The organism is Pseudomonas sp. WS 5051, from assembly GCF_012985715.1.
GTDB lineage: Bacteria > Pseudomonadota > Gammaproteobacteria > Pseudomonadales > Pseudomonadaceae > Aquipseudomonas > Aquipseudomonas bubulae.
In genome coordinates, this window is sequence record NZ_JAAQWV010000004.1 from 320,772 (window position 1) to 344,051 (window position 23,280).

21 protein-coding genes and 2 pseudogenes are annotated in these 23,280 nt (G+C 53.7%); 12 read left to right on the forward strand and 11 right to left on the reverse strand.

The annotated features are described in order from the left end of the window. Positions 1-40 precede the first annotated feature (40 nt). Positions 41-3,409 (forward strand): TM0106 family RecB-like putative nuclease, encoded by a 3,369-nt coding sequence (locus HBN79_RS08700; protein WP_095025348.1) that lies wholly within the window; start codon positions 41-43, stop codon positions 3,407-3,409. After that, the gene (locus HBN79_RS08705; RefSeq protein WP_256670551.1) at positions 3,402-3,986 is read left to right on the forward strand and encodes an ankyrin repeat domain-containing protein; all 585 of its coding nucleotides are present in this window, start codon (positions 3,402-3,404) and stop codon (positions 3,984-3,986) included. Before HBN79_RS08700 ends, HBN79_RS08705 begins: the two co-directional genes overlap by 8 nt. Here the strand turns inward: HBN79_RS08705 and HBN79_RS08710 are convergent. Continuing rightward, complete coding sequence (locus HBN79_RS08710) at positions 3,973-4,848, reverse strand: WYL domain-containing protein (protein WP_095023686.1); 876 nt, start codon at positions 4,846-4,848, stop codon at positions 3,973-3,975. The two genes, HBN79_RS08705 and HBN79_RS08710, sit on opposite strands and share 14 nt — an antisense overlap. Before the next feature lie 124 nt (positions 4,849-4,972). Here HBN79_RS08710 and HBN79_RS08715 point away from each other — a divergent pair, with 124 nt between their 5' ends. Beyond that, positions 4,973-5,224, forward strand: a complete 252-nt coding sequence (locus HBN79_RS08715) for a hypothetical protein (RefSeq protein ID WP_306300950.1) — start codon at positions 4,973-4,975, stop codon at positions 5,222-5,224. A 645-nt stretch (positions 5,225-5,869) separates the two neighbouring features. Beyond that, positions 5,870-6,541: an ankyrin repeat domain-containing protein gene (locus HBN79_RS08720; RefSeq protein ID WP_095023688.1), complete on the forward strand. Its 672-nt coding sequence runs from the start codon at positions 5,870-5,872 to the stop codon at positions 6,539-6,541. Positions 6,542-6,719: 178 nt separating this feature from the next. On the opposite strand, the gene HBN79_RS08725 is transcribed toward HBN79_RS08720, so the two are convergent. Continuing rightward, positions 6,720-7,046 (reverse strand): hypothetical protein, encoded by a 327-nt coding sequence (locus tag HBN79_RS08725; RefSeq protein ID WP_095025351.1) that lies wholly within the window; start codon positions 7,044-7,046, stop codon positions 6,720-6,722. A gap of 1,195 nt (positions 7,047-8,241) precedes the next feature. Between HBN79_RS08725 and HBN79_RS08730 the strand changes: the two genes are divergently transcribed. Both HBN79_RS08730 and HBN79_RS08735 read left to right on the forward strand, forming a co-directional pair. Continuing rightward, positions 8,242-8,904 (forward strand): hypothetical protein, encoded by a 663-nt coding sequence (locus HBN79_RS08730; RefSeq protein ID WP_095025352.1) that lies wholly within the window; start codon positions 8,242-8,244, stop codon positions 8,902-8,904. Between the two features lie 78 nt (positions 8,905-8,982). Further along, a pseudogene (locus HBN79_RS08735) lies at positions 8,983-9,201 on the forward strand (DHH family protein); the annotation flags it as partial. Positions 9,202-9,211: 10 nt separating this feature from the next. On the opposite strand, the gene HBN79_RS08740 reads toward HBN79_RS08735, so the two are convergent. The 3 genes and pseudogenes from HBN79_RS08740 to HBN79_RS08745 form a co-directional block, all read right to left on the reverse strand. Continuing rightward, positions 9,212-10,636, reverse strand: a complete 1,425-nt coding sequence (locus tag HBN79_RS08740; RefSeq protein WP_169916561.1) for a site-specific integrase — start codon at positions 10,634-10,636, stop codon at positions 9,212-9,214. A 759-nt stretch (positions 10,637-11,395) separates the two neighbouring features. Beyond that, positions 11,396-11,533, reverse strand: a pseudogene (locus tag HBN79_RS23955) (aldo/keto reductase); the annotation flags it as partial. Between the two features lie 203 nt (positions 11,534-11,736). Further along, entirely contained in the window at positions 11,737-12,648 is a 912-nt protein-coding gene (locus tag HBN79_RS08745) for a LysR family transcriptional regulator (protein WP_095002894.1), read from the reverse strand. A 136-nt stretch (positions 12,649-12,784) separates the two neighbouring features. Between HBN79_RS08745 and HBN79_RS08750 the strand changes: the two genes are divergently transcribed. Together HBN79_RS08750 and HBN79_RS08755 are read left to right on the forward strand one after the other, a co-directional pair. Further along, complete coding sequence (locus HBN79_RS08750; RefSeq protein ID WP_095018606.1) at positions 12,785-13,840, forward strand: tartrate dehydrogenase; 1,056 nt, start codon at positions 12,785-12,787, stop codon at positions 13,838-13,840. Positions 13,841-13,946: 106 nt separating this feature from the next. Further along, the gene (locus HBN79_RS08755) at positions 13,947-15,302 is read left to right on the forward strand and encodes a dicarboxylate/amino acid:cation symporter (protein WP_095002892.1); all 1,356 of its coding nucleotides are present in this window, start codon (positions 13,947-13,949) and stop codon (positions 15,300-15,302) included. 369 nt (positions 15,303-15,671) lie between these two features. On the opposite strand, the gene HBN79_RS08760 is transcribed toward HBN79_RS08755, so the two are convergent. The 3 genes from HBN79_RS08760 to cynR all read right to left on the reverse strand — a co-directional run bounded on the left by HBN79_RS08760 (position 15,672) and on the right by cynR (position 17,527). Continuing rightward, a complete protein-coding gene (locus tag HBN79_RS08760) occupies positions 15,672-16,295 on the reverse strand; it encodes a flagellar biosynthesis protein (RefSeq protein ID WP_095002953.1) in 624 nt (207 codons plus the stop codon). 5 nt (positions 16,296-16,300) lie between these two features. After that, the gene (locus HBN79_RS08765; RefSeq protein ID WP_095018608.1) at positions 16,301-16,528 is read right to left on the reverse strand and encodes a hypothetical protein; all 228 of its coding nucleotides are present in this window, start codon (positions 16,526-16,528) and stop codon (positions 16,301-16,303) included. A 108-nt stretch (positions 16,529-16,636) separates the two neighbouring features. Next, positions 16,637-17,527, reverse strand: a complete 891-nt coding sequence (gene cynR / locus HBN79_RS08770) for a transcriptional regulator CynR (protein ID WP_095020744.1) — start codon at positions 17,525-17,527, stop codon at positions 16,637-16,639. A 110-nt stretch (positions 17,528-17,637) separates the two neighbouring features. On the opposite strand from cynR, the gene HBN79_RS08775 reads away from it, so the two are divergent. The 4 genes from HBN79_RS08775 (at position 17,638) to HBN79_RS08790 (ending at position 20,586) form a co-directional block, all read left to right on the forward strand. Beyond that, positions 17,638-18,297, forward strand: coding sequence for a carbonic anhydrase (locus tag HBN79_RS08775; protein ID WP_095020743.1), 660 nt, complete (start codon positions 17,638-17,640; stop codon positions 18,295-18,297). A gap of 29 nt (positions 18,298-18,326) precedes the next feature. Beyond that, entirely contained in the window at positions 18,327-18,797 is a 471-nt protein-coding gene (gene cynS, locus HBN79_RS08780; protein WP_138738280.1) for a cyanase, read from the forward strand. 109 nt (positions 18,798-18,906) lie between these two features. Beyond that, entirely contained in the window at positions 18,907-19,161 is a 255-nt protein-coding gene (locus tag HBN79_RS08785; protein ID WP_095002888.1) for a DUF2790 domain-containing protein, read from the forward strand. 201 nt (positions 19,162-19,362) lie between these two features. After that, positions 19,363-20,586 carry an amidohydrolase family protein gene (locus HBN79_RS08790; RefSeq protein WP_138738281.1) on the forward strand — a complete coding sequence of 408 codons (1,224 nt, stop codon included), beginning with the start codon at positions 19,363-19,365 and terminating at the stop codon, positions 20,584-20,586. A 253-nt stretch (positions 20,587-20,839) separates the two neighbouring features. Here the strand turns inward: HBN79_RS08790 and HBN79_RS08795 are convergent, their stop codons facing one another. The 3 genes from HBN79_RS08795 to HBN79_RS08805 all read right to left on the reverse strand — a co-directional run bounded on the left by HBN79_RS08795 (position 20,840) and on the right by HBN79_RS08805 (position 23,213). Next, the gene (locus HBN79_RS08795; protein WP_095002886.1) at positions 20,840-21,193 is read right to left on the reverse strand and encodes a hypothetical protein; all 354 of its coding nucleotides are present in this window, start codon (positions 21,191-21,193) and stop codon (positions 20,840-20,842) included. 117 nt (positions 21,194-21,310) lie between these two features. Further along, positions 21,311-22,168, reverse strand: a complete 858-nt coding sequence (locus tag HBN79_RS08800) for a fumarylacetoacetate hydrolase family protein (protein ID WP_169916562.1) — start codon at positions 22,166-22,168, stop codon at positions 21,311-21,313. 172 nt (positions 22,169-22,340) lie between these two features. Further along, complete coding sequence (locus HBN79_RS08805; RefSeq protein ID WP_095018612.1) at positions 22,341-23,213, reverse strand: NAD(P)-dependent oxidoreductase; 873 nt, start codon at positions 23,211-23,213, stop codon at positions 22,341-22,343. Between the last annotated feature and the right edge of the window lie 67 nt (positions 23,214-23,280).

A 23,280-nucleotide genomic window follows, 5' to 3' on the forward strand; every position in this document is an offset into this window, starting at 1 on the left:
ATGAAGCGTTCCTGGACGTTTCGCCGAACAGGAACCGACCATGCAAGCGCGCAACGGAACTCAGTTGTACTCTGCTTCAGATATCTGCAATTTTCTTGAGTGCCAGCACCTGACGGCGCTAGACCTTCAGCACCTTGTGATGCCGATGGAGAAGGCGGCAGCAAGCGACCAGAACCGTCTGATCCAGGACAAAGGCCTGGCCCATGAGGCGGCCTTTTTCGAGGAGCTCAAACGCAAATATGCCAACGTGGTTGACATTGCTGAAGGCAATCCGAGTGTTGCTCGTCGTGTGGCGCTGACCATTGAGGCCATGAAAGCTGGCGCCGAGGTTATCTTCCAAGCGTCGTTTCAGGAAGGCGCGTTTATTGGTCATGCCGACTTCCTGCGTAAAGTGCCACGGGCGTCGGCGCTGGGCGACCACAGCTATGAGGTGATCGACACCAAACTGGCGAAAACAGCCAAGGCCAAGTTTCTGGTGCAGGTGGCGTTTTATTCGCGAATGTTGACCTCGATCCAGGGCGTACAACCCCAGTATATGTACGTCGTGCTCGGTGATGCTGCGCGTACTGAACAGGCGTTTCGCGTCGCCGACTACGCCGATTATCTGGAGCATGTGTTGCAGCGCTTTGACGGGTTCGTGAACGGCGCCGAGCGACCGCCTACCTACCCGCAGCCGTGCGGGCATTGTGGTTTCTGTGCCTGGCGTGATCGCTGCGACGATCAACGACAGCATGACGACCACCTTTCGGCGGTAGCGGGTATCAGCCGTTCGCAAATCCAGAAATTACAGGGTGCTGGTGTCACCACATTGCACCAGTTGGCGGAGAGCACTGACGACCTGCGTATTCCAAAACTGCAGACCGAATCATTGAGCAAGCTGCGGCATCAGGCGCGTTTGCAGTTTCAGGGCCGTTCTAGTGAGGCCCCGCTGTTCGAGCTGCTTCCCATGTTGAGTGAGCGACGTGGCTTTTATCGGATGCCCTATGCCGTGGAGGGCGACCTGTTCTTCGATATGGAGGGCAATCCGCTGGAAGAGGGTGGCCTGGAATACCTCTTCGGCCTGTACATTGACGAGGGCGGGCAACAAATCTTCAAACCCTTTTGGGCGCATACCCGAGATGAAGAAAAGCTCGCCTTCGAGCAGTTTATTGACTGGGTAATCGGCCATTTAAAACGTTACCCCGACGCGCATATTTACCATTACGCCAGTTATGAAGAAACCGCTATCAAGCGCCTGATGAGTCAACACGGGACGCGTGAAGCGCAAGTGGACTGGTTGCTGCGCAACGGCAAACTGATCGACTTGTACAAGGTCGTGCGCGAAGCTATCCGGGTGTCTGAGCCCAGCTACTCGATTAAAAATATCGAGCATTTTTACATGGGCAAGCGCGACGGCGACGTGACCAATGCCGGCGCGAGTATCGTGTTTTATGAGCGCTGGAAAGAGACTGGCGAGTCGGCATTGCTTGAGAAAATCGAGCGTTATAACGAAGACGATGTGCTCTCCACTTACCTGTTGCGTAACTGGCTGCTGGCAATCAAACCGTCAAATACGGGCGTTTTTGTTGGGCCTGAGCCCGCGAGCGAAAAATCCGTCGCCGAGCAAACAGACTTGGAAATTCGCCTGGAGCACTATCGCCATCGTTTACTTGGCGAGCCACCCGTCGAGGACCCAGTTCGCCTGCTGACTTTCCAACTGCTCGATTTCCACCGTCGTGCCGACAAGCCGACTTGGTGGCAGATGTTCAGCCGCCAGGACATGACCACCGAGGAGCTGCTGGAAGACATAGAAAGCCTTGCAGGGTTGCAGCGCACGGAAACACCGCGTGAGCCGATCAGTCGGTCATTTTTGTTTGAGTACCGCTTCGAACCGCAAGAGACCAAATTACGTACAGGCTCCAAGGGCTTGGTCGCCGAGACTCAGGACAACATTGAGTTGTATCGTCTGGATCATGAGCAGGGCTTGGCGACGTTCAAGGCCACCGAGAAAAAGGCGCCGCCGGCCTTTTTCGATATGATTCCCGGCCGGCCTATCCCGACAGATTCGTTGCGCGAGGCGCTGTTTCGCTATGCCGACAGCGTGCTGGCTGGCGAGCAGCGTTTTCAGGCGGTGACAGACTTCCTGCATCGACGCGGTCCACGGGTGAGCGGTATCGAGCCGGGCACGCCCCTGCTGGCCCCGAACCTGGTGCCGTTGGACGCGATCAAGCAGGTGGTACGCAACCTTGAGAGCAGCGTGCTGTTTATTCAGGGGCCACCGGGTACCGGCAAAACCTACACCGGCTCGCACGTCATTGTCGATTTGCTCAAGGCGGGCAAACGTATCGGTGTAACCTCCAATTCGCACCACGCTATTAATAACCTGCTGGCGGCGGTTGAAGCACGTGCGCAAGAAGACGGACTCACCTTCACTGGTCTGAAAAAATCTTCGGACGGGGATGGCAATGAGTTCAATGGCCGCTGTATTCACTCCATCGAGGACAAAAAAGCCTTTCTCACGGCCTGGAGCCCCTCGATTGACTTGACCGCCGGTACCGTCTGGATACTGGCCGACGAGACGTTTACCGAGCAGCTGGATTACCTGTTCATCGATGAGGCCGGACAAGTGAGCGTGGCGAATCTGGTGGCGATGGGCATGGCTGCACGCAACATCGTTCTGATGGGCGACCAGATGCAATTGTCGCAGCCAGTGCAAGGCGTGCACCCGGGCCGCTCTGGCGATTCCATACTCGACTATCTACTGGATGGCACGCCCACCATCGCGTCTGATCGTGGGGTGTTCTTGGCGCAAACCTGGCGGATGCACCCGCACGTATGTTCGTTTATTTCGCATGCCGTGTACGAAGGGCAACTGTCTTCAGCGCCAGGTACCGATCGCCGGGTATTGTCACTTGATGGGCAACGACCGGAGGTGCCGAACAGTGGGCTGATGTTTTGCCCTGTGAAGCACGATGGCAATAGTCAGAGCTCGGATGAAGAGGCGGCACAGGTCCAGGCACTTTATGCGTATTTTTCGCGGCAACGGTTTATCGATAGCGACGGTGAGGAACAGGCGATCGGTGTTGATAATATCCTGGTGGTGGCGCCTTATAACTTGCAGGTACAAGTGCTCAAACAAGTTTTGCCCTCAGGCGCGCGGGTGGGAACAGTGGATAAATTCCAAGGGCAGGAAGCGGAAATTGTTATCGTATCGATGGCGACTTCCAATGAAAATTACCTTCCGCGTGACATTGGCTTTCTGTACTCGAAAAACCGTTTGAACGTGGCCGTCAGTCGCGCCAAATCCCTGGCGTGTATCGTCGCCAGCCCGGACCTGACCGCTGTGCGCTGCATCACGCCCCATGACATGAGTCTGGTCAATGGTCTGTGCATGGCGGTCAGATACGGCGCGACCCATCACCATGCTTGATCGACACGATGATTGGGCCAAGCTTGGTCTTAGCGACTGGCACCGCTGTGTATTGCTCGAAGGTACGCCGCCTTTCAATCCGCTGGGATTGAATCAGCGTGATCTGATTGGCAACACGCCGCTTGACCTAGCCTATTGTCTGAACCGAAGCAGCCTGATAGACACGCTGGAGTCTCTGGGTGCGCAAGGCAAGCGGCAGCCACTGGACTGGGTCGGGCGGGGAAGCTTGATGCCCTACGATAAGTACATTCATTTGCCTGCCCGGTATGGCAATGTCAAAACCTTGCAGGCTCGTTACCGATTGGGCGCGAACCTCAATGATCGTGATGGACAGGGCAACACGCCGCTGCATTGGCTGCTGATCAATGGTCACTTGAGGGCCGCCGGGTATTTCATTACCCACTGTGCGATGTATGGCCTTGATCTGAGCGGTAAGAACGGCGAGGGCAATACCGTGCGAAATATTGCCCTGCTCAACAGCCATCATGCGCTGGCGCATCAGTTACTGACGGCTGAAACCGACAACTACCTCCGTGCGCTACGTCTTTGGCAGGAGATGGGCCTCAATCATGCATAAGCCATGGCCTCAGTTCCTTGATGTTGCTGACCACGATCTGCTGGGCCTCTGGGTTGGTGGCCTGGTTTCTCGGGTCGACCTGATAGCGGGCCAATACATACTTCACCAATGCCTTGCGACTGGAGACCACCAGTTTCCCCTCCGTCATGCCAAAGTCGGTTTCGATAATGCATTGTTGCGCGGCGTTTAGGCGGCTATCGGGGGTAAAAATGATCGGTACTTCGGTATTCCAATCTTCATCCAGCTCGCGGGTGTTTTCTGAAGCGTCCAGCAGGTCTGGGTCACCGCGTAGTCGGCTCAACACAAAATCGCGGTACTGACGATTTTTCTCACAGTAAGCGCGCACATGCCAGCGCATCCCGGAGTACACCAGGGTATGCGGGGCAATCAGGCGGATTTCCACGTTTGGGGTGTTAAGCGAAACGTACTCGATTTCTAAGCGCAAACCGTCTCGACAAGCTGCGAGCAAGGGCCGCAGAATTTCAGGCCGAATCGGCCGGTCTGGCACTTCGAGCACCTTGGTATGGGCGTAGGCCAGGGCCAATCCATCGATGTGCGGTGCCCGCTCATTGTTCTGGTAAAGGAGGTGCAGGTAGGCACTGGCGCTGTCATCGATGAATAGTGGTTTGAACTGCTTGCTTGGGACATAGCCCTTGCGTTGCTTGTCATATGTCAAGTTTCGGGGCGCATGTTCATTGATGTAGGTGTTGATGTCCTTGGAGGCTTGCTGGCGGCTAATGCCGAAGCTTTGAATCAAGTGTCCTGTGGTCAGTCGGCCTTCCCACCAGGCGACGGTTTCGATCAAACGATAGCGAAGTGCCAGATCCCAGCGCACTTGTTCGATGGATTGCTTGCGTTTCATACCCGCTCCATGTGTTTGAAAACTTTACCTGTATAAGTCTACATTCTAGACCTGTCGTGAATCATTACATATCGTGTATTTGTTTTCGGAATGAATCAAAGTCATTAAGGGCGTGGATATGGGTATGTCGGAGGAATTTCTGACCGTGGTATTGATCATGCTGATGGCAGTCTTGCTGGTCCTTGTGCAGCAGAGTCTGAGAATAAATGAGCTCTGGCGAATGGCTCAGCGATTCAAAAAAGATGTGCGCTGGGTACAGATTCTGGAAATGGAAAAACGAGAACTGCGTACTGCGCTGCGGGATGAAAAAGAACGCGTTGAGGTGTTGGAAAAAAAGCTGGTGATTTTGCAGGAATTGATCCCGACAGGGGGATAAGAGAACGCCCAGTCTCTGTCGCCGTCAGTTTAAGGACAGACCCAGCAGCGGCCCATTACACCGGGTCTACCTGGGGTCTGAAACGTTGAAGCAAAGCAACACCGCACGGCACGTGCCCTCCTGGTACTCGAGAGGCCCTGGGGGAGTGGCTGGATCTATTTTTAGACTAATAATTACTGAGGATGCGATGGGCTGGTTTATTATAATTTTTCTTGCTTTGGGATTTTTTGTTGTTGGAATCGCAGGTGTGTTAGCTATTTTAAACAGGGATATTTCATGGCTGGCTAGAGTTTTAAGCAGCTTGACTGGCGCATTTATATTGTGGGGAGTATGGAATGCGGTCGGATGGCTTTTGTTGAATCTCAAGTAGATTGGAAATATACCTGCTTCAGCTAAAGCTGGGACGGAACAGAACACAGTCAATGGCCATCGTGCAGCGCCGGTTCAAAGGCTTACGGCAGAAGAGCGTCAGGCTATTGGGCCGAATCCGGTGAGGCGGGTTGGCTTGCAAGATACCGCTGGGCTTCGGGAGCGGTGTTCATGTTGCGTGATCTGCACCTTTCAAAAAATAATTCGAATTAACTGCACCTATGCAATAGTCTTATTACGAATTGCTGCTAGGTGAACTATTCAGGAAAAGATGCCATGGCTTACGCACCCGAATTACTCACGCTGCTTGAACAAACGCTAGCGCCGACAAGCTATTGTGTCGGCGATATGCTTGATCACGGTATGGGTGACTGGCATGCCGCAGTGCTTCTCGACAACACGAATCATCTGTCGTCGCTCGAGCTGTTAGCATTAAATGCCAGGAATTTTGCAGGGCATACACCACTGGACATCGCTTATTGTTTAAACCGGACTTCCTTCATCGAGCGATTAGAGGCGAACGGCGCAGAGGGGGAGAAGTCAAACCTCGAAGCGAGGGGCGTTGGTCGCTTCATCGAAAATGATAACTACGTCCATCTGCCTGGTAAGCAGGGAAAGCTGAAGACGCTGGAAAAACGATACAGGGAGGGCGGATGTCTTAATTCCCGTGATAAGGGAGGTAATACACCGATCCACTGGTTAGCCGCAAACGGTCACCTCAAGGCAGTTAAGCACTTTTCTGAAAAGCACTTCATGTTCAACGTGGATATTGATGCGAAGAACCATGACGGGAATACTGCGCGCAACTTGGCCGTTCTTGAGGATCATCAAGATATAGCGCAGCAGCTTTTGATCTGGGAGATCGACAATTACATAACCTCGGTGCGAGTCATGTACAAAATGAGTGCAGGCTTGAAGGAAATGTTACCCAGACGTAAAGATCGTTAGTTTTTTATAGGGCTATTAGCTGAAAAACTCTTGGCTTGATCTGACAGTCACTGGGTGTAGAGGGTGACTGTCAGGTGAAGATAAATCTAGATGGAGCTGGCCAAGTTTTTGGGGTGACAGTGCGAAGGCGTGATGTTGCCATGTTTTAAATTGTAAACGACTAAAGGTAAACGCGTGACTATATGATGATATCCATGCGCGGCCCCAGTCCATCAACCAGTATGGAAATATTGGCCCGTATATCGCAACGCGCTTTATAGGAATCAATGACACCTCTCAGCTCACGATCGATAATGTCCCTTGCTTCCTCTCTTTTTTCGCAGACAGTTTCCGCTGTCAGTGTCACCCGACCGGAAAAAGTGGTTTCGACTGTAGAGAGTTTGACCCAGTCAGGGCTTGCTATATTGGCGATGCCTTTTCTTACTTTGTCAGCTGTTTTGGCTGCGTTATCAGAGCCTTCGATCGGAGAAATCGAATAAGTAAACAGGAAATGGTGTGTTGTCATTTGATTCGCCCTTAGGGTGTAGTGGCATTATGTGTCGCGCGCTGTGCGCGGCTTATGGTGACAGTATCACTTAAGGTGAAGATAAAAATACTATTCTCTAATATGGTTATATTTTAAATTGTGTTCAATTGTTTGAGTGCTAGGTCGGTACTTGGGTTATGGGGGGGGTATGCACGGTCCAATGAGTCTAGGTATGAAGTTAGGTGTTGGCTTTGATGTTAAAGTGATGCTTGATTTTTACGTGGCGTTACAGCTCAGGTGTGCACTAGGGGGGTAAGTGTTGTTGGCAGTTGAATTTGTGATAAAGTTTGAAGTCTTCTGATTTTATAGTGTGCTCAGCGTGAACGCTCTATGCGGCGACGCCACTACCGCATTTATTATGATGAGTAAGACGGGTTCCAAAGCTTCATTAATAACATTGAGAGTTTCTTTGTTCGAGGGCGTGCTGTTCAAGTCGTGTATATGTACCAGCGGCCAGAGCTAGTCTGGTTTTGTTGTTGCGCACGAGATCACCGAAGGACGAAGTATTCTCTGTGCGGAGTTGGTGCGGCGAATTTTTCTTCTCAATAGAGACTTTTTGACAGCTGAAAAAATCTTTTAGTACTGATCTGCACGTCGATTTGATGGGGAGGGACAGTGATGGGCAGATAAGTGAGATCGGCATTGATCTTGATGGCGATGCATTGACGCGCTGGTTAACCATTCCTAAGAATCTGTTGGACTTGAACACTATTTAACCAAGGCCACGTCATGAGAGACGATGTGGAGGTGGCATCAGCCCCAATGTCTGACTTTTTTCGCAACACTACCCCACAGCAAAAGCGTGCGGCTTACACCCTCGCTGTTGGTAAGTTGATCGAAAGTCAGATAAGCACTATCGAAAGTGCGGAAGCAATCAAAATGAGTCAAAAGTAGGGCTCCACAATAAATTTGTAACTCAAAGCCCAGCTCCAGCGTTGGGCTTTTTTGCATTCACTGCTTAGGCTGCGAACCATCGCGAGTGGCTCATCCCGCTTGGCGAAGTACTTAACGTGCGTACGGCCCATGTCTATCTTCGCCACTATCGATGGTCCTTGGCGGGGGGATGCGCTTTCACTTTCTTCAAGGTATCGACATACTGATGGCCAAAAGCCATTTCTGTAGTATGAGCGTGAAGTAGGTAATCCCTCCCACGTCTAAATCATTAAGGAACGTTGTGATCGATTCAGTAGTTTCAATATCCGAGCAAGCATTTTTCAGCATTGTCACGTCTGCGCTGGAAGCCTACAAACTGGAGCACGTCTTGAACGGCGGCGACTCGGCTGCGCGCGTCGAAACATTCGGGCACCTGTGGGGGTACGATCAGCCATTAATCGGTAGAGACATGATCTACAGGGTGGTACTGGCAGACACATCCACCGCGGTTGAAAGAGACCAGAGCTCGGTTGCTTTTACCGATGAAGCGCAAGAGCTGAAACAAGGCTTTATCGACACGTTTTTCCCCGAAGTCTGCTACTTGGGTGACTATCACAGTCACCCATACAGCTTCGAAGACGATGAAATAAAAACCGAGCTCGAGCTTGAACGCCGTCATCTCTATCGATTTTCCGAAGGGGATTTCCGTTCGGTTAAATCTTTGCAGGATAAGTCGCTGGACTACCGAGTTGGCCTGGTGGCCACTGTATTTGAGCGTGAGCGGAAAGTGAATCGATCACTGAAGAGGCTGGACGGCGAAAGTTGTATCAGATTTCAGTACCTGAGCATGACCATCTGGCTGAAGGCCTATGTCTGGACCTCGGATGATAACTATAACTATCGTCGCAAGGCGGACAAAATGGTGCGCTTGGTGTGCCCGAGTCTGAATTTGTTAAATTCGTAACGCAGTATCGGGTTGGGCTGACAGTTTGGTAGCGCTGATGTGTGAGCTTCGAATGAGGGTTTGGTTAACGAATCCGCTCGCTCAACGATTGGTAACTGGCTGGCGGAGCAGGGTGGGGACTGGTTTTTCCTCGTCATCAGCATTCGCGAGTGCAAAAACTTTTTTCTGGCTGAGCCCTTGATCAGCCAACAAAAGTTGAGCCAATTGCTGTTGACCGACTGGCAGGCTCGAATGGCTGTGCTTGAGCGTTCGCTGTTACGCAAGGAACTGTTGACGTTGGGATTGGCCCGCAACTGAATTGAATTCTTCACAAGATTTTTTGTTCGGGCACCTGTTGCGTATGCTCCATACCCTTTGGAAAGATGATGGATTCCAGCTGGGTGCCCAGACGCGCCCAGGCTTCCGCCTTCTCACGCGCATAGTCATGATGCAAATAGTGACGACGCACTCGGCTCCCGGCCAGCACGTGGTTCTGGCAACGGTCGATCACATCCAGGTTGACGCCCAAGGCTTGCATCATCGTCGCACCGGTGCGGCGCAGGTCATGGGGTGTCCACGCGCCATTGGTACCTTTGGCTAAAACCAGGCTGTTGTCATGGCGGCGCCTGGAAAGCGGCTTGCGCTTCTTGAACATTTCCTGGCGATCCCCCACCTGCTTGCTGACGGTTTTCGAGAAGACCGGGCCTGTGCCGTCTTTATCCGGAAAGCACCAAGGGGTAGTCCCTGTCAGCGAGTAGAGCACTTGAAAGTAATGCAGTGAAAAAGGCGAGAGGAAGATGTGGTGGTCCTGCTTCTTGCCACGCCGGCCTTTGACGTTCTTGGCCGGGATAAACCACTCGCCACTGTCTAGGTTCACATGGCGCCACTCGGCGGCGAGCAGTTCGCCTATCCGACACAAGGTGCCCAGACAGATCCAGAGCGTTAGTTCGGTTTCCTTCTTGAGCGGACGTATACCGCCGTACTTCTGCCCAGCCGGGAGCGCGCTGTAAACATCCGCCATGCCTGTGCATTTCTGATGCAGTTCGCGTAATTCATCGTGCGACAGAATGCGGCTGCGTTCCTCCTCGTACGTTTCGGGCAGCAGCAGGTCGATGTCGATCAGGTGGGCAGGGTTGCCATCAATGAGCAGTGCGCGCCAAGGCTGACGTTTTTCAGCCCAGGACAACATTTGGGTGATATCGGCAAAGAGGCTGATCGCCCGTCTGGGGGCATTGCGCGCAATGACTTTGCGCAGAATGGTTCTAAGGTCGTGCTCGGTGACATCATTCAACGGTTTGTTAGCCAGTGGCGGTAACACATCTTTGCTGAAGCTGCGGCGCAATTCAGCATTGGCGTTATTACGTGCCACGCCATCACGTAGCCAGGTCTCGAACAGCTCGCCCAAGGTCAGGCAGTCCGTGTCAGCTAGACTCTCGGTGGCTACAACTTCAACCACCTTTGCGTGCGCTTGTATTTTCACGGCTCGCTTCTGAGCGCAAGGGTTGATGCCCTGTTTCAACTGCTGTTTTGCCGAGTCGCGAGCATCGCGAATGTGCAGCAGCCTTGTGCGTGGCCATGTACCGCAGGCGAAGTCCTTGTATTTACCCTCCCACTTGAAGCGGTAGTGGAACTGAACGGAGAGCCCTTGCTTGTGCATAAGGACTTTGCCAATCAGATTGCCATCTTCTCGAAGCGTCCTGCCATGGTCGGTGCTGCTGAGCGCTTCGAGCTCTTTGATCGTGTTTTTCACCATTGAAAATACCCCCCACTAAACCCCCCACCAGATACCGGGATTAGGTGGGAAAGCATGGGACGTGCTGCACGTCAGATGATCACCTAAGCCACTGTTTTTAAAGCATAGATCGTGATGGTTAGGGTCAGGACGTTTCCCGACGAATCGCTCAAAACGCGATGGGGTGCTAGGGGTCGAGTGTTCGAATCACTCCGTCCCGACCATCTTTTTCAATGACTTGGCCCAACCTAATCCGTTGGGCTTTTTCATGCCTAAGAAAGGCCCCTACTTGGACCCCTACCAGCAGGAAACTTGTGCCTGTTATTGCTCGCGGCAATCAGGGCTTGAAGTTTGAGTTTGTGCCCAGGCGAGCATTGCTGCCCAGCACATACCAGCAGTCCTCGTCGTTTATCTGCCATCTTTTGCAAAGCAGAGCCTGTGCCGGGTGATCGCGAGAAGGTGGTCAGTTGGAAGGTATGCCCAGCGGTGTAACAGCAGAACGGGAGACAGGCACAACAGGGACGTGGTAGGTATCGAAATGGCTAGGACCTAGGACATAAGCCTGCGTGCTGCTCGGCTGACAGGTAATCTGCAAAGTCTGCGTTAGCCTGTGCAAAGCGTCTAAGGGTTTGCCAGATGATCTTTGCCCGTTCGATTCTCAACGTCTTGTTGCGCAATACGCTACGGCCACCCAGGCGGTCACTGGGCCAAACACCACCGCAATACCACCCAGCACAATCAACAGGCGAGCAGCAGATCCTGACGCTTTATCGTTGCTCACCGCCTGATCGCCGAGCGGACCAACGTAATGGCTTGTGGTGTGTCCGTCGTCGTGCCGCCGCCATGCCTTAAACCCATGCAGTCCAGTCCCGGCGCTGATACTTCGAGTTAACTGTTGCCGAGTGGGCGCTTGTGCATTTCGGGCTCTCGATATTCGCGTTTGGGTGACAGCATGCGAGATGGCGCATGTGCACTAGATGGGTAAATTGGCAAGGGTTTATGAGGTTTATTCATCAGTCCGGTGGGCGTGCGACTTACTCGTCGCCAGTGCCTGCTGCGGTAGCCTGGCGGCTTGGTTGCGCAGGCAGCAGGTGGGGTGGTGAGACAGGGGGGCAATGGCTCTACAACTCGCTCTCCAGATGATCGATGTCCTTGAAACGCTCAACCAGGAAATCGATCAGGCTGCGCACTCGTGTGGACAGGTGTAACTGCTGCGGGTATACCGCGTAAACATCGGCACGGGTCGGTGTCTGGTCTTCGAGTACTAGTCGTAATCGGCCGCTACGGACATATCTGGCGATGTCCCATTCAGCTCGCAGCAGAATCCCATGCCCCTCCAGCGCCCAGTTCAGGGCTACCTCACCGTCGTTGCAGCCCAAAGCGCCGCGTACCTTGATGTTTTGCGTACGGCCACCGTCGGTAAAGCTCCACACCCCGTAAGGCGTTTCGTTCTGCCGCAGGAAGATGCAGTTGTGCTGCTGCAAATCGCTCAGACGTTGCGGAGCACCGTATTTTTCCAGGTACAACGGTGAGGCGCATAGCAATCGGCGGTTGGAAGCGATCTTTCGCGCATGAAAAGCTGCATCCGCCAGTGTGCCGAAACGAATGCCAAGGTCAAACCCATGGGTCGTCAGGTCGAGCGGGTGATCGCTGATCTCCAGTTGTACTTCCACCTGCGGGTGTTTCTTGAAAAATGCGCCAAGGGCAGGACCGATGTAACGGCGTCCGAAGCCCAGCGATGCGTTGACGCGGATCAAGCCTTTTGGCTCAGCCTGGCTGCTGTTGATCAGCTGCTCGACCTCATCGATCTGCGTCAGGATCCGGGCCGCGTGGGAAAAAAGCAGTTCACCTTCTGAGGTCAGGCTCATTGAACGTGTGGTGCGATTCACCAGGCGTGCCCCCAATCGAGCCTCAAGCGCAGTGAGGCGTTTGCTCACTGCAGGCGGTGTGATGCCGAGCTCTCTGGCCGTGGCAGCCAAGCTGCCTTTGTTGGCCAGAAGATAAAAAAATGACAGATCCAGGGTTGGGCTCATTGGTAACTCAAAGTTATTTATGTAGTGATTCTGAGTAACTCACACTTATTTATTCACTACATATACTCCGTTCACACCCTGATTGAACAGACCGTTCGACAGGCAAAACAAGAACGTTTTGAGCGCGGAGTTGATCATGAGCACATACAAAATTGCAGCGGTTCCAGGTGATGGTATTGGTATTGAGGTTATTGCAGCGGGTGTCGAGGTGCTGCAGGCCCTGTCGAAAAAATCCAGTTTCGAACTGGATTTCAAACACTTCGACTGGAACTCGGATAACTACCTGAAGCATGGTTACTACATTCCTGAAGGCGGGCTGGAAGAGCTAAAAACCTTCGATGCGATTTTCTTTGGCGCCGTGGGTGCGCTTGACGTCGCGGATCATATTTCCCTGTGGGGCCTGCGTTTGCCGATCTGCCAGGGCTTCGATCAGTACGCCAACGTGCGTCCGGCTCGTGTGTTGCCTGGGGTAAAGAGCCCACTGGTCAATGGTGACCAGATTGACTGGGTAGTGGTGCGGGAAAACTCCGAAGGTGAGTACTCCGGCAATGGTGGTCGCGTTCACCGTGGCCTGCCGGAAGAGGTCGCCACGGAAGTGTCGGTCTTTACCCGTGTTGGAGTCGAGCGCATCCACCGTTTTGCTTTCGAACTGGCGCAAAGCCGCCCACGCAAGCACCTGACCATGGTCACCAAGTCCAATGCCCAGCGACACGGCATGGTGCTGTGGGATGAGATTTTCTATGAAGTCGCGAAGGATTTTCCAGACGTTAAAATTGATAAAGAACTGGTCGATGCCGTCACTACGCGCATGGTGCTCAAACCCTCCACACTGGACGTGATTGTCGCTACTAACCTGCACGCCGACATTCTGTCCGATCTGGCGGCGGCGCTATCCGGCAGTCTGGGCATTGCGCCGACTGCCAACCTGAACCCGTCGCGCAAATTCCCTTCGATGTTCGAACCTATCCACGGCTCTGCATTCGATATCACCGGTAAAGGTGTGGCGAACCCGATTGCGACTTTCTGGACGGCAGTGATGATGCTTGAACATCTGGGTGAGGCCGCCGCGGCAAAACAACTGATGTCCGCCATCGAGGCTGTGACTGAAAGCGGTTTGCATACTCCTGATTTGGGCGGTACGGCCACTACACGGCAGATCACGGATGCAGTCATTGCGTTGATCAACCGTTGAAGCGTCCCAGCGATTCAAAGTAGTACTGCGGCACTACGTCAAGGGGCAGATTATTGGGTCTGACTCCTTGGCATTTCCTGACAACAATAAAAATCAGGGCCCTGTCATGAAAAGAATATTCGGCAAACTTTATATACAAGTACTTATTGCGGTCGTTCTTGGCGCTATCGTCGGTGTCCTGGTTCCTGAAACCGGGGCTGCACTCAAACCCTTGGGCGATGCGTTTATCAAACTGATCAAAATGCTCCTCGCGCCGGTGATCTTCCTGACTGTCGTCACGGGTATCGCACGCATGGAAAACATGAAGGAGCTTGGGCGGGTAGGCTTTCGTGCCTTGATTTATTTCGAGGTTGTGTCGACCCTGGCGCTCGTGGTCGGCCTGGTGGTGGTCGATGTATTCAAGCCCGGTGCGGGCATGAATATTGATGTCGCAAGCCTCGATACGTCGAGTCTCACCACGTATACCTCGGCGGTGAAGCATGACTCATTCATGGACTTCGCCATGAATATCATCCCCGATACCATTGTGGATGCCTTTGCCAAGGGTAATGTGCTGCAGATCTTGCTGTTTTCCGTCCTTCTGGGTGTCGCCCTGGCCCAAGTCGGCCCGCGCGGGAAAATCTTTGTCGATGCACTGGATAGCTTGATGCAGGGCATGTTCCGCATCGTCAATATGGTTATGCGCCTGGCGCCTGTCGGTGCGTTTGGGGCCATTGCATTCACAATCGGCAAATACGGTTTCGGCTCGCTGTTCTCCCTCGGCAAGTTGATGGCCTGCGTGTACTTGACCTGCGCGGTGTTCGTGATCTTTGTCCTGGGGCCCATATGCCGGTACAGCGGTTTCAGCCTGTGGAAATTCCTTAAATTTATCAAGGAGGAGTTGTTCACCGTACTGGGCACCAGTTCTTCGGAGTCGGTGTTGCCGCAAATGATTTCAAAAATGGAAAAGGCCGGAGTTTCCAAGCCTGTCGCCGGGATGATCATTCCGTCCGGGTTGACCTTCAATCCGGACGGTCAGGCGATTTATTACACCATCGCTGCGATTTTTATCGCCCAGGCAACCAACACGCCGCTTACCCTCACTGACCAACTGATCGTTCTGGCAGTTTTGATGTTCACCTCCAAGGGGTCGGCAGGTGTCACCGGCTCAGGGTTTATTATCCTGGCCGCCACCTTGTCTTCTTTGGGGACCATCCCGGTTGCGGGAATGGTGCTGCTGCTGGGAGTTGACCGCTTTATGTCAGAAGCACGTGCGATCACCAACACTATCGGCAATGGTGTCGGAACCATGGCTATTGCCAAGTGGGTCGGGGCGCTGGATACCGTTAAAATGCACAAGGCGTTGAATGGTGAAAGAGGGGAGCCTGAACCAGAGTTCGTACACGAAGAGGCTGCTCATCCCTCTGGTCCAGTGATGGGTAATGCCTTGCAGCCCAGCCTTGCAAGTGCCTCCCAGGTATAAATGTGTGTTGCTGAAGTGCTCGGGTAAGGGTATTCGTGCGGCCCAGGCGCACGAATACCTATGCAGCGAACGCCTGTTGCTGGAGTCCCGTATTAACTGGCGCTGAGTGAGTCCAGCTTGAATGGGGTGCTAGGGTTCGAGTGTTCGAATCACTCCGTCCCGACCCTATTGATTTCACTGATATTCAGGGCCGGAACCATATCCGACCAGATCACATCGGCGTGGTCTGTCTGGTGGTTCTTGGTCATGTATCGCCACTCGTGGCAACACGGCTAACCACAAATATTGAGTGACCGAATCAATCGATGACCAACCAGGGGGCTGGTACTTGAAGTAGACGGCCACTGCACTGTGTTCTGCAGGAGCCCCTTAGAGCTGCTTCAGGGTTTCCTGGGTGATGGCTTCGAGTCCGGATTCGGTGATGGTTTTCCAGTCAGTATCTGTGGCCACTTTCACGTTCTCACTGACCAGTGTTTTTACGGTCTGTACAGGTGTACCAGGGGCTTTTATCTGCAACAACGACTTGTTGCGTAGCACCTTATCGAGTACCCCCTCAGCCGAATACCATGACCAGAATTCGATGATGTTCACTTTTACTTCACTGACATCACGGGCACCGGGGCTGCTTACCACCTCGTATCCGGCCTGCCGGTAGGCAGTGGCTACGGCATTACCCACCAGCTCTGAAACTGTGCGCCCTTCAGGCAGCAGCACGTCGCCGATCGCCATATTGAAGTTATTGCGCTTACGCGCGATGGCCCGCTCGGTAATCGACTTATCGTCGATCTCGTCGTACTTCAGTGAAGGTATGTCAGAGCTGGAAGGTTTGATTTGAAAAACTCGATCATCAACGGCGCTGATATAAACCTTTTTGCCATTGCTGGGGGCCGGTGTCTGAGTATCACCCGGCCGTAAAACATCCACTTCTGCCCTGTTGGTGGCGCAACCGGCTAACAGTACCAATGCCGCAACGGCCAAAATTTTTCGAACCATCATCCTTACTCCCTTTTATATTTGGCCTTCATAGGCTTGTCCAAAAGCTGGCGAAAAAGAGTGTAGAAGACAATGTGCAGCTCAACCGCCTGGCTGACTTGCGCGGTTGAGAGAGCAAGCAGCACGAAAGCAATCGGCTCTGGCCCTAGCCTTTTGCTCGTAATCCCTGAACCCGCATTTCGCGGTTTTTTTTGTCTTGAGGAAATGATGATCAGCAAGACCGTCTCGGTCATCTGCTGCAATCCATTGAAGATTTTTTGACCACGCCTCGGAGCTGACCCGACTTAAAGTCGTGAACGTGCTGCGCGGGCGTATCAACTCCGGGCACCTATCAGATGCCCTTATCTCTTCTCGAGTTGGGCCGCAATGTCTGTGGCCAGTTCGATAAAGGCACGTGCAGCTGAAGTCTGGTAGGCCCCTTTGCGCTGCATCAATACGGCGGTACGGTGCAGTCGCTGAGGGCTTAGTTCAATGGCAAACAGCCCCTGATGTGCAAGCGCGACGGTTGCCGGTAACAGGGTCGACAGTGTGGTCCTGCGCACCACTTCGATGACTGCACCGATAACATTGGCCTCCATTTTCACCCGCGGGGTAATGTTGTGCTGGCGACAGTAGCGGTCGATCTGCTCGCGAGTGGCAAACTCTTCGCTGAGCAGGATCAGTGATTCGGCACTCAGAGCGTCCAGGTCAATAGCACTCTGTCCAGCCAACGGGTGTCTTTCCCCAACCACCAGCGCGAGGGCTTCTATCAGAAGCGGCTGGGTCTCTATGTCCTGAGAGTGCCCGTCCTCGAAAGCGATACCCACGTCCAGCTCATCGGCCAGCAGAAGCTCCTCCATCTGTTCTTGAGCGATCTCACGCAGGTTCAAGGTGATATTCGGATATCGGCTGTGGAAAGCTTCGACCAGTGGTCCGACCAGATATGTGGTGAACGTCGGTGTCAATGCAACCCTGAGTGCCCCGCGACTCAAATCGCCCACGTCATGGATTGCACGTTTTCCTTCCTCCAGTTCCTGCGAAGCCCGGCGTGCATAGCGTAAATACACTTCGCCGGCGTCAGTCAGCCGCGTCGTACGTCCCGATCGGTCAAATAACTGGGCAGAAAGACTTTCCTCAAGTTGCCTGACTTGCTGTGACAGCGCGGGCTGCGAAACATGCAGCGCAGCAGCTGCTTTCGTGAAGCTGTGGTGTTGCGCCACAGCGAGAAAGTATTTGATGTGACGTGCCAGCATGCTCAGAGCCATAAGATTATCTGATGTACTCCATCATAAATGAGACTTTTACCTTATGTCACGGACTCCGTAATCTCTGCTCCAACGCATCGCGACCAAGAGGAGTCACCATGAAAGACATCATCGATGGTTTTCTAAAGTTTCAACTTAACGCTTTTCCGGAACGCGCCGGCCTGTTCAAGAATCTGGCTAATCAGCAAAGCCCACGGGCTCTGTTTATCTCCTGCTCTGACAGCCGATTGGTTCCGGAGCTGGTTACGCAGCGAGAGCCCGGCGACCTGTTTGTCATTCGCAACGCCGGCAACATCGTGCCGCCCTACGGCCCTGAGCCTGGCGGTGTGTCGGCCTCGGTCGAGTATGCCGTTGCTGCCTTGCAAGTCTCCGACATCGTTATCTGCGGGCACTCTGATTGCGGCGCAATGACTGCCATTGCCACCTGCAAGTGCCTGGATCACATGCCCGCAGTGGCAGGCTGGTTACGGTACGCCGACTCTGCTCGAGTGGTGAATGAAGCGCGTAAACATAAGGACCCACACAGCAGTGTTGAGGCGATGGTTCGAGAAAACGTGATCGCCCAGTTGGCAAATATCCGGACGCATCCATCGGTACGCCTGGCCCTCGAAGAGGGACGCGTAGCACTGCATGGCTGGGTCTATGACATCGAGAGCGGCCGTATGGATGCTTTCGATAGTAACACCGGCAAGTTTGCGCCCCTTGTGGACAACCCCGGCGCACGTGCCGCTCCCTATCAACAGAAGCAATCTGCTTGAACTCGTTTATTACCCCAGGAGATAACACCATGATCCAGTCCCAAATCAATCCAGGTTCGCGTCTGGCCCTGACCGAAGTCATTTTGCTGGCTAAAGCCCGGAATGACCTGTCATTTGCCCAGATCACCGATGGCACAGGGCTCAGCGAGGCGTTCGTCACTGCCGCACTGCTCGGTCAACATCCCTTGCCCAAAGCAGCGGCCACAGTAGTGGGTGAAAAGCTCGGCCTCGATGTTGATGGCGTGGCGCTGCTGCAAACCATCCCGATGCGCGGCAGCATCGACAACGGTATACCGACCGACCCCACTATCTACCGCTTTTACGAGATGCTGCAGGTCTACGGCACCACGCTTAAGGCGTTGGTCCATGAGAAGTTCGGTGACGGCATTATCAGTGCTATCAACTTCAAACTGGATATTAAAAAAGTCGAAGATCCAGAGGGGGGGTCGCGCGCAGTCATTACCCTGGATGGTAAATACCTGCCCACCAAGCCTTTCTGATAGTTGAGTGTCTCGGCGTCGTAATACGATGCCGAGTCATGAAGCGCTACATTGACCCTGTAAGTATTGAAGGGTATTTGCGTCACGCGATACCCCCAGGTGTTTGAACATGAAAATTTTATTGTTGGCAGGGCTCAGTAGCTTGTGCACTGTGGCTTTGGCTGGGCAGCCTCTAGCAGATAACGACATTCAGGTAGAGCAGTACAGTTATTCACAAGACCTTGATATCGCAAAAGTCATTTCGATGGGTGAAGTGCCAAATGTCTGTGAAGTGGTGCCTGCGCGTATGATGTATGAAGACTCCAAGGGGCATAGGCATATTCTCGAATACCGCGTAATGGGGAATGGTTGTTCTAACGGTTAGTGTGTGCTTCCCATCCATATCGCAAATATTTAATACGTCTTTTAATTTTTTCCTGCTGATTCTGGACACTGTTGCGTTCCTTTGCAGCTCTGTCGCGCGTGCTCATGGGCAATGTGCTGGCAGTCATGAAGCAGGCGCAGCATGACCTCCAGAGGTCGATGCTCGAGAAACGGAAGTTGTCTGAATTGAGGAGTGAGGTTTATGGATCTGATATTTCGCAATGTACGCATTGCCGATGGAAAGCCTTTAACCGACGTCGCCGTACACAATGGGAAAGTTGCCATTATTTCCCCGGGAATTACAGTGCGGGCACGGCAGGAAGTCCAGGGAAATGGAAATGTATTGATGCCGGCTTTTGTCGAGGGGCATCTGCATCTGGAAAAAGCCTATGTCATGCACCGTAAGGTCAATCGCACCGGAACCCTCAAGGAGGCGATTGCCGTTACAGCTGAGCTTAAACCGATGTTGACCCGGGAGGATATTCTCGAGCGTTCAACGCAGGTATTACGCTCACTTGTGCAGGCCGGTACTACCCATGTACGCGCACATGCCGAATTTGACCCCTCACAAGGTTTCACAGGGTTTGATGTTGTCCTGGAGCTACGCAAGAAGTTTCGCGACATGATCGACATTCAGGTAGTTGCCTTCCCACAGGAAGGCATTTTCAAACTACCGGGAATGAAGCACATGATGGTTGCGGCGATGGAAAAAGGTGCCGATGTCGTCGGCGGTATTCCCTATAACGATCGTTCACCCTTCGAACATATTGATTATGTTTTCAGCCTGGCTAAACAGTTTGGAAAAGATATCGATTTCCATCAGGATTTTGCCGATACGGCAGAGAACATGACCATTGAATACCTCGCGCGCAAGACCATCAAGGAAGGGTATGAAGGCCGCGTCTGCGTAGGTCATCTTACGAGCCTTGGAGCCGTAGCAGCGGAACAGCGAGTGGGTATTATCAGCCTGATCCGTGATGCTGGAATCAGCGTAATGTGCCTGCCAGCCACCGACTTGCATCTCGGTGCTCGAGGCGACAGCCATAACGTCCGCCGCTCACTCACGCCCGTTCGTGCGTTGCGAGACGGTGGTGTAAATGTCTGTTTGGCCACGAACAATATACGCAACGCTTTTACCCCGTATGGGACAGGCGATCTGCTGAATATTGCGCAATTGGCAATGCCTGCATGCCACCTGGGTGGGGCCGATGATCAGGCCACAGTATTGGGAATGCTCACAACTAATCCTGCAAAAGCCCTGGGGCTGGATAACTATGGGCTGGAAGCCGGCAAAAATGCAGACCTGGTGCTGGTGGATACCCAGTCGGTCGCCGGGGTTATCCTCGACTTGCCGGCTCGTCTTATGGTGTTGAAGCGCGGGAAAATAGTGGCGACATCAAATTACAACCGTTCGATAGCCTTCTGATCGTCCCCGCCTGCCGGATCAGTAACGGATACCCATGTGACACTCAGTCAATCTGTCGTCTTTTGATGATCGACGACAATCGCGTGTGGACGGGTGTAACGGCTGCGGATTTATCGCCTAGAGATTCAGGCCTCGTGCCACTATTTCAAGCGGGAAGGTCGGCAATATGTCGTCGCTTGCTCTGTTTCAGCTGGGCGAGAAGTCGTGGATGCATCCATTGCCCGCCAATGGCAAAGGCATGGCTTTTATGCGGTCATGCCTGAATCCCGATCTTGCCTGCTGAAGCTTGCATCGCGCGCTTCTCTGTTAAGGGGGCAAAATAGGGCGGCGTACCGGTTGCCTGGAAATAAAGAAAGTAGTGCCCGGTGTCGGCCAATACAATTCGGTGCAGCTCTGATAGGCGCATGCCGTTTCTAATCCAAATGCTCTCTTTCAGGATTTCGTAAGTCCGGACCCCGTGTTGTTGCATTGTGCTTTCGAAGGTTAGGTAGAGTTCTTCTCTGATACGCCGGTCGTTTTGAACACCCGCTCGCAACATAAAAAAGCTAAGCACACCCACAACTACAACCACAACCAACAAAAAAGTCCAGCTGGCGATTGCTCCCATGCTTTGCGCTCCCTGCGAGCTCACGTGGTATGAGCATCAGTGTAGACAGGGTTTGGCACTTGGCTTAGCTGCGTGTCAGGCTGCGTTATGCAGCCTCAGGTTCGGAGCAGGCAAGATTTACGCCTGCTCTGCCTCGTATCGCATCACAACGTGTCGTTGCACACCAAGGCCGCAGATCGACAGCACCACTTCATCCCCCGGTTCCAGCCATTCCGGATGTGGCTTCATTCCCATCGACACGCCAGGCGGGGTGCCGGTGATGATCACATCCCCAACATCGAGGGTCATGTAGTGACTGCAGTAGGAAATGATCTCTGCAACGTTGAAGATCATGGTCTGGGTGTTTCCTTCCTGTCGCCGTTGGCCGTTGACTTCCAGCCACATTGGCAGGCTCTGCGGATCCGGGACCTCATCACGGGTCACGAGCCAGGGACCCAGCGGCCCAAAGGAGTCGGAGCTCTTGCCTTTGTCCCATTGCGAGCTCTGAAACTGGAATCCACGATCGGAAACATCATTGGCCACGCAGTAGCCCGCCACATGTTCAAGTGCCTGGGCAACCGGAACGTAACGGGCGCGCTTTCCGATGACGACCCCCAGCTCAACCTCCCAGTCCAATTGCCTTGAGTGGGGAGGTTGTACGATGGGGTCATCGGCCCCGCTGATGCAACTGACCGGTTTGAAGAACACCAACGGTTCGGACGGGATAGCAAGACCGGCCTCTTCGGCGTGGTCCAGGTAGTTCAAACCAATTGCGATGAACTTGCCGATATCGCTTATCGGTGGCAGGTAGCGAACCGGGGTCGAAATAAGCGGAAGCCGGTGTTCGTCAAGCTCACAAAGCCGGGCAAGTTCCGTATCGGACAAGCACGCGCGCGAGACGTCATCCACATGGGCTGATATGTCCCGCAGCTGTCCCGATGAATCGACCATGCCCGGATACACGCCATCATGCTTAACATAGCGAAAGAGCTTCATTGTTGTCTCCAGTTGCAGTATCAGAATATGCACAGGAACCGAGCGCGCCAGGCACCAGGCTGGTTGCGGGATACAAACCCGCAGCCACTGTCAGTCATGCTTCATTGCACGCAAAGTGCGGGGGAGGGGCATCTCGGTTTGCATGCCACAAGGACCCAGTGGGTTCGCGGGATCAATCACGCTTTTCGGTGAACAATCGCACTACGCTTGTCATGTTCCGGTCGCCCATTCCGCGCGCTGCTGCGCGCTGGAAAACGTTATGTGCTGCGGCAATTGTGGGGGCGTTCTCTGCTGATCCTGCTTCCTCGAGCGTGTAGCCGAAGTCCTTTTCAATCAACGCCACGGGGAACTGCGGGGCGAAGTTCTCCGTCATCATGCTCCCTGAAAGATAGGCAGCAACCGGTGGCCAGACGGAGGTGCCTGCCATGGCTGCCAGCACTCGCGATGCATCGGCTCCGTTTCGCTCCAATAACCCGATGACCTCTGCCAGGCCCGTCACCTGTATTCCCAGCATGGCGTTGGTGGCAAGTTTCGCCAAAGCGCCATGACCCAGGCCGCCGACGTGATGGACTGAAGAGCCCATGACGCGTAGCAGAGGCAGGCAGCGCTCCAGGACTTCTTCCTCTCCGCCTGCCAGATAGGCCAGCTGCCTCGCATCGGCCTGAGCACGGGATCCCGATACCGGCGCTTCCAGCAGCGCCACCCGGGCATGCTGCATGTGGGTGCCGAGCTCCTGGATCCAGCCCGAAGTGAGTGTCGAACTCTCGATGGCGATTGCTCCCGCTGCCATACCAGAGAGGGCGCCGATCTCGCGATCCAGCCAGACATGGCGAGACGCATCATTGTCACGCAACATTGCAATGACGAACTCCGCACCTGCGCTGGCTTCTCTTGGCGTGCGCGCGTGGAAGGCCCCTTGCTTGACAAGCGCTTCTGCTGCATCGGGGGTTCGATTCCAGACAGTGACTGTGTGACCTGCAGCAAGCAATTGTGAGGCCATGCGCGACCCCATGGCGCCGAGGCCCAGGACTGTGATTCTGCTCATATGCTTTGTTCCATTTCAACGTGTAAGGGGGAGGGGCTGACAGGACTCGGTGGTTGTCAGAGGTTGC

Bases quoted from the DNA above. Each gene is read 5' to 3' on its own strand.
- HBN79_RS08795 (WP_095002886.1), bottom strand. From the start codon at position 21,193: ATGGGAGCAATCGCCAGCTGGACTTTTTTGTTGGTTGTGGTTGTAGTT.
- HBN79_RS08705 (WP_256670551.1), top strand. From the start codon at position 3,402: ATGCTTGATCGACACGATGATTGGGCCAAGCTTGGTCTTAGCGACTGG.
- HBN79_RS08710 (WP_095023686.1), bottom strand. From the start codon at position 4,848: ATGAAACGCAAGCAATCCATCGAACAAGTGCGCTGGGATCTGGCACTT.
- HBN79_RS08805 (WP_095018612.1), bottom strand. From the start codon at position 23,213: ATGAGCAGAATCACAGTCCTGGGCCTCGGCGCCATGGGGTCGCGCATG.
- cynS (WP_138738280.1), top strand. From the start codon at position 18,327: ATGATCCAGTCCCAAATCAATCCAGGTTCGCGTCTGGCCCTGACCGAA.
- cynR (WP_095020744.1), bottom strand. From the start codon at position 17,527: ATGCTGGCACGTCACATCAAATACTTTCTCGCTGTGGCGCAACACCAC.
- HBN79_RS08785 (WP_095002888.1), top strand. From the start codon at position 18,907: ATGAAAATTTTATTGTTGGCAGGGCTCAGTAGCTTGTGCACTGTGGCT.
- HBN79_RS08715 (WP_306300950.1), top strand. From the start codon at position 4,973: ATGTCGGAGGAATTTCTGACCGTGGTATTGATCATGCTGATGGCAGTC.
- HBN79_RS08755 (WP_095002892.1), top strand. From the start codon at position 13,947: ATGAAAAGAATATTCGGCAAACTTTATATACAAGTACTTATTGCGGTC.
- HBN79_RS08790 (WP_138738281.1), top strand. From the start codon at position 19,363: ATGGATCTGATATTTCGCAATGTACGCATTGCCGATGGAAAGCCTTTA.
- HBN79_RS08765 (WP_095018608.1), bottom strand. From the start codon at position 16,528: ATGACCGAGACGGTCTTGCTGATCATCATTTCCTCAAGACAAAAAAAA.
- HBN79_RS08750 (WP_095018606.1), top strand. From the start codon at position 12,785: ATGAGCACATACAAAATTGCAGCGGTTCCAGGTGATGGTATTGGTATT.
- HBN79_RS08800 (WP_169916562.1), bottom strand. From the start codon at position 22,168: ATGAAGCTCTTTCGCTATGTTAAGCATGATGGCGTGTATCCGGGCATG.
- HBN79_RS08745 (WP_095002894.1), bottom strand. From the start codon at position 12,648: ATGAGCCCAACCCTGGATCTGTCATTTTTTTATCTTCTGGCCAACAAA.
- HBN79_RS08720 (WP_095023688.1), top strand. From the start codon at position 5,870: ATGGCTTACGCACCCGAATTACTCACGCTGCTTGAACAAACGCTAGCG.
- HBN79_RS08760 (WP_095002953.1), bottom strand. From the start codon at position 16,295: ATGGTTCGAAAAATTTTGGCCGTTGCGGCATTGGTACTGTTAGCCGGT.
- HBN79_RS08700 (WP_095025348.1), top strand. From the start codon at position 41: ATGCAAGCGCGCAACGGAACTCAGTTGTACTCTGCTTCAGATATCTGC.
- HBN79_RS08740 (WP_169916561.1), bottom strand. From the start codon at position 10,636: ATGGTGAAAAACACGATCAAAGAGCTCGAAGCGCTCAGCAGCACCGAC.
- HBN79_RS08775 (WP_095020743.1), top strand. From the start codon at position 17,638: ATGAAAGACATCATCGATGGTTTTCTAAAGTTTCAACTTAACGCTTTT.
- HBN79_RS08725 (WP_095025351.1), bottom strand. From the start codon at position 7,046: ATGACAACACACCATTTCCTGTTTACTTATTCGATTTCTCCGATCGAA.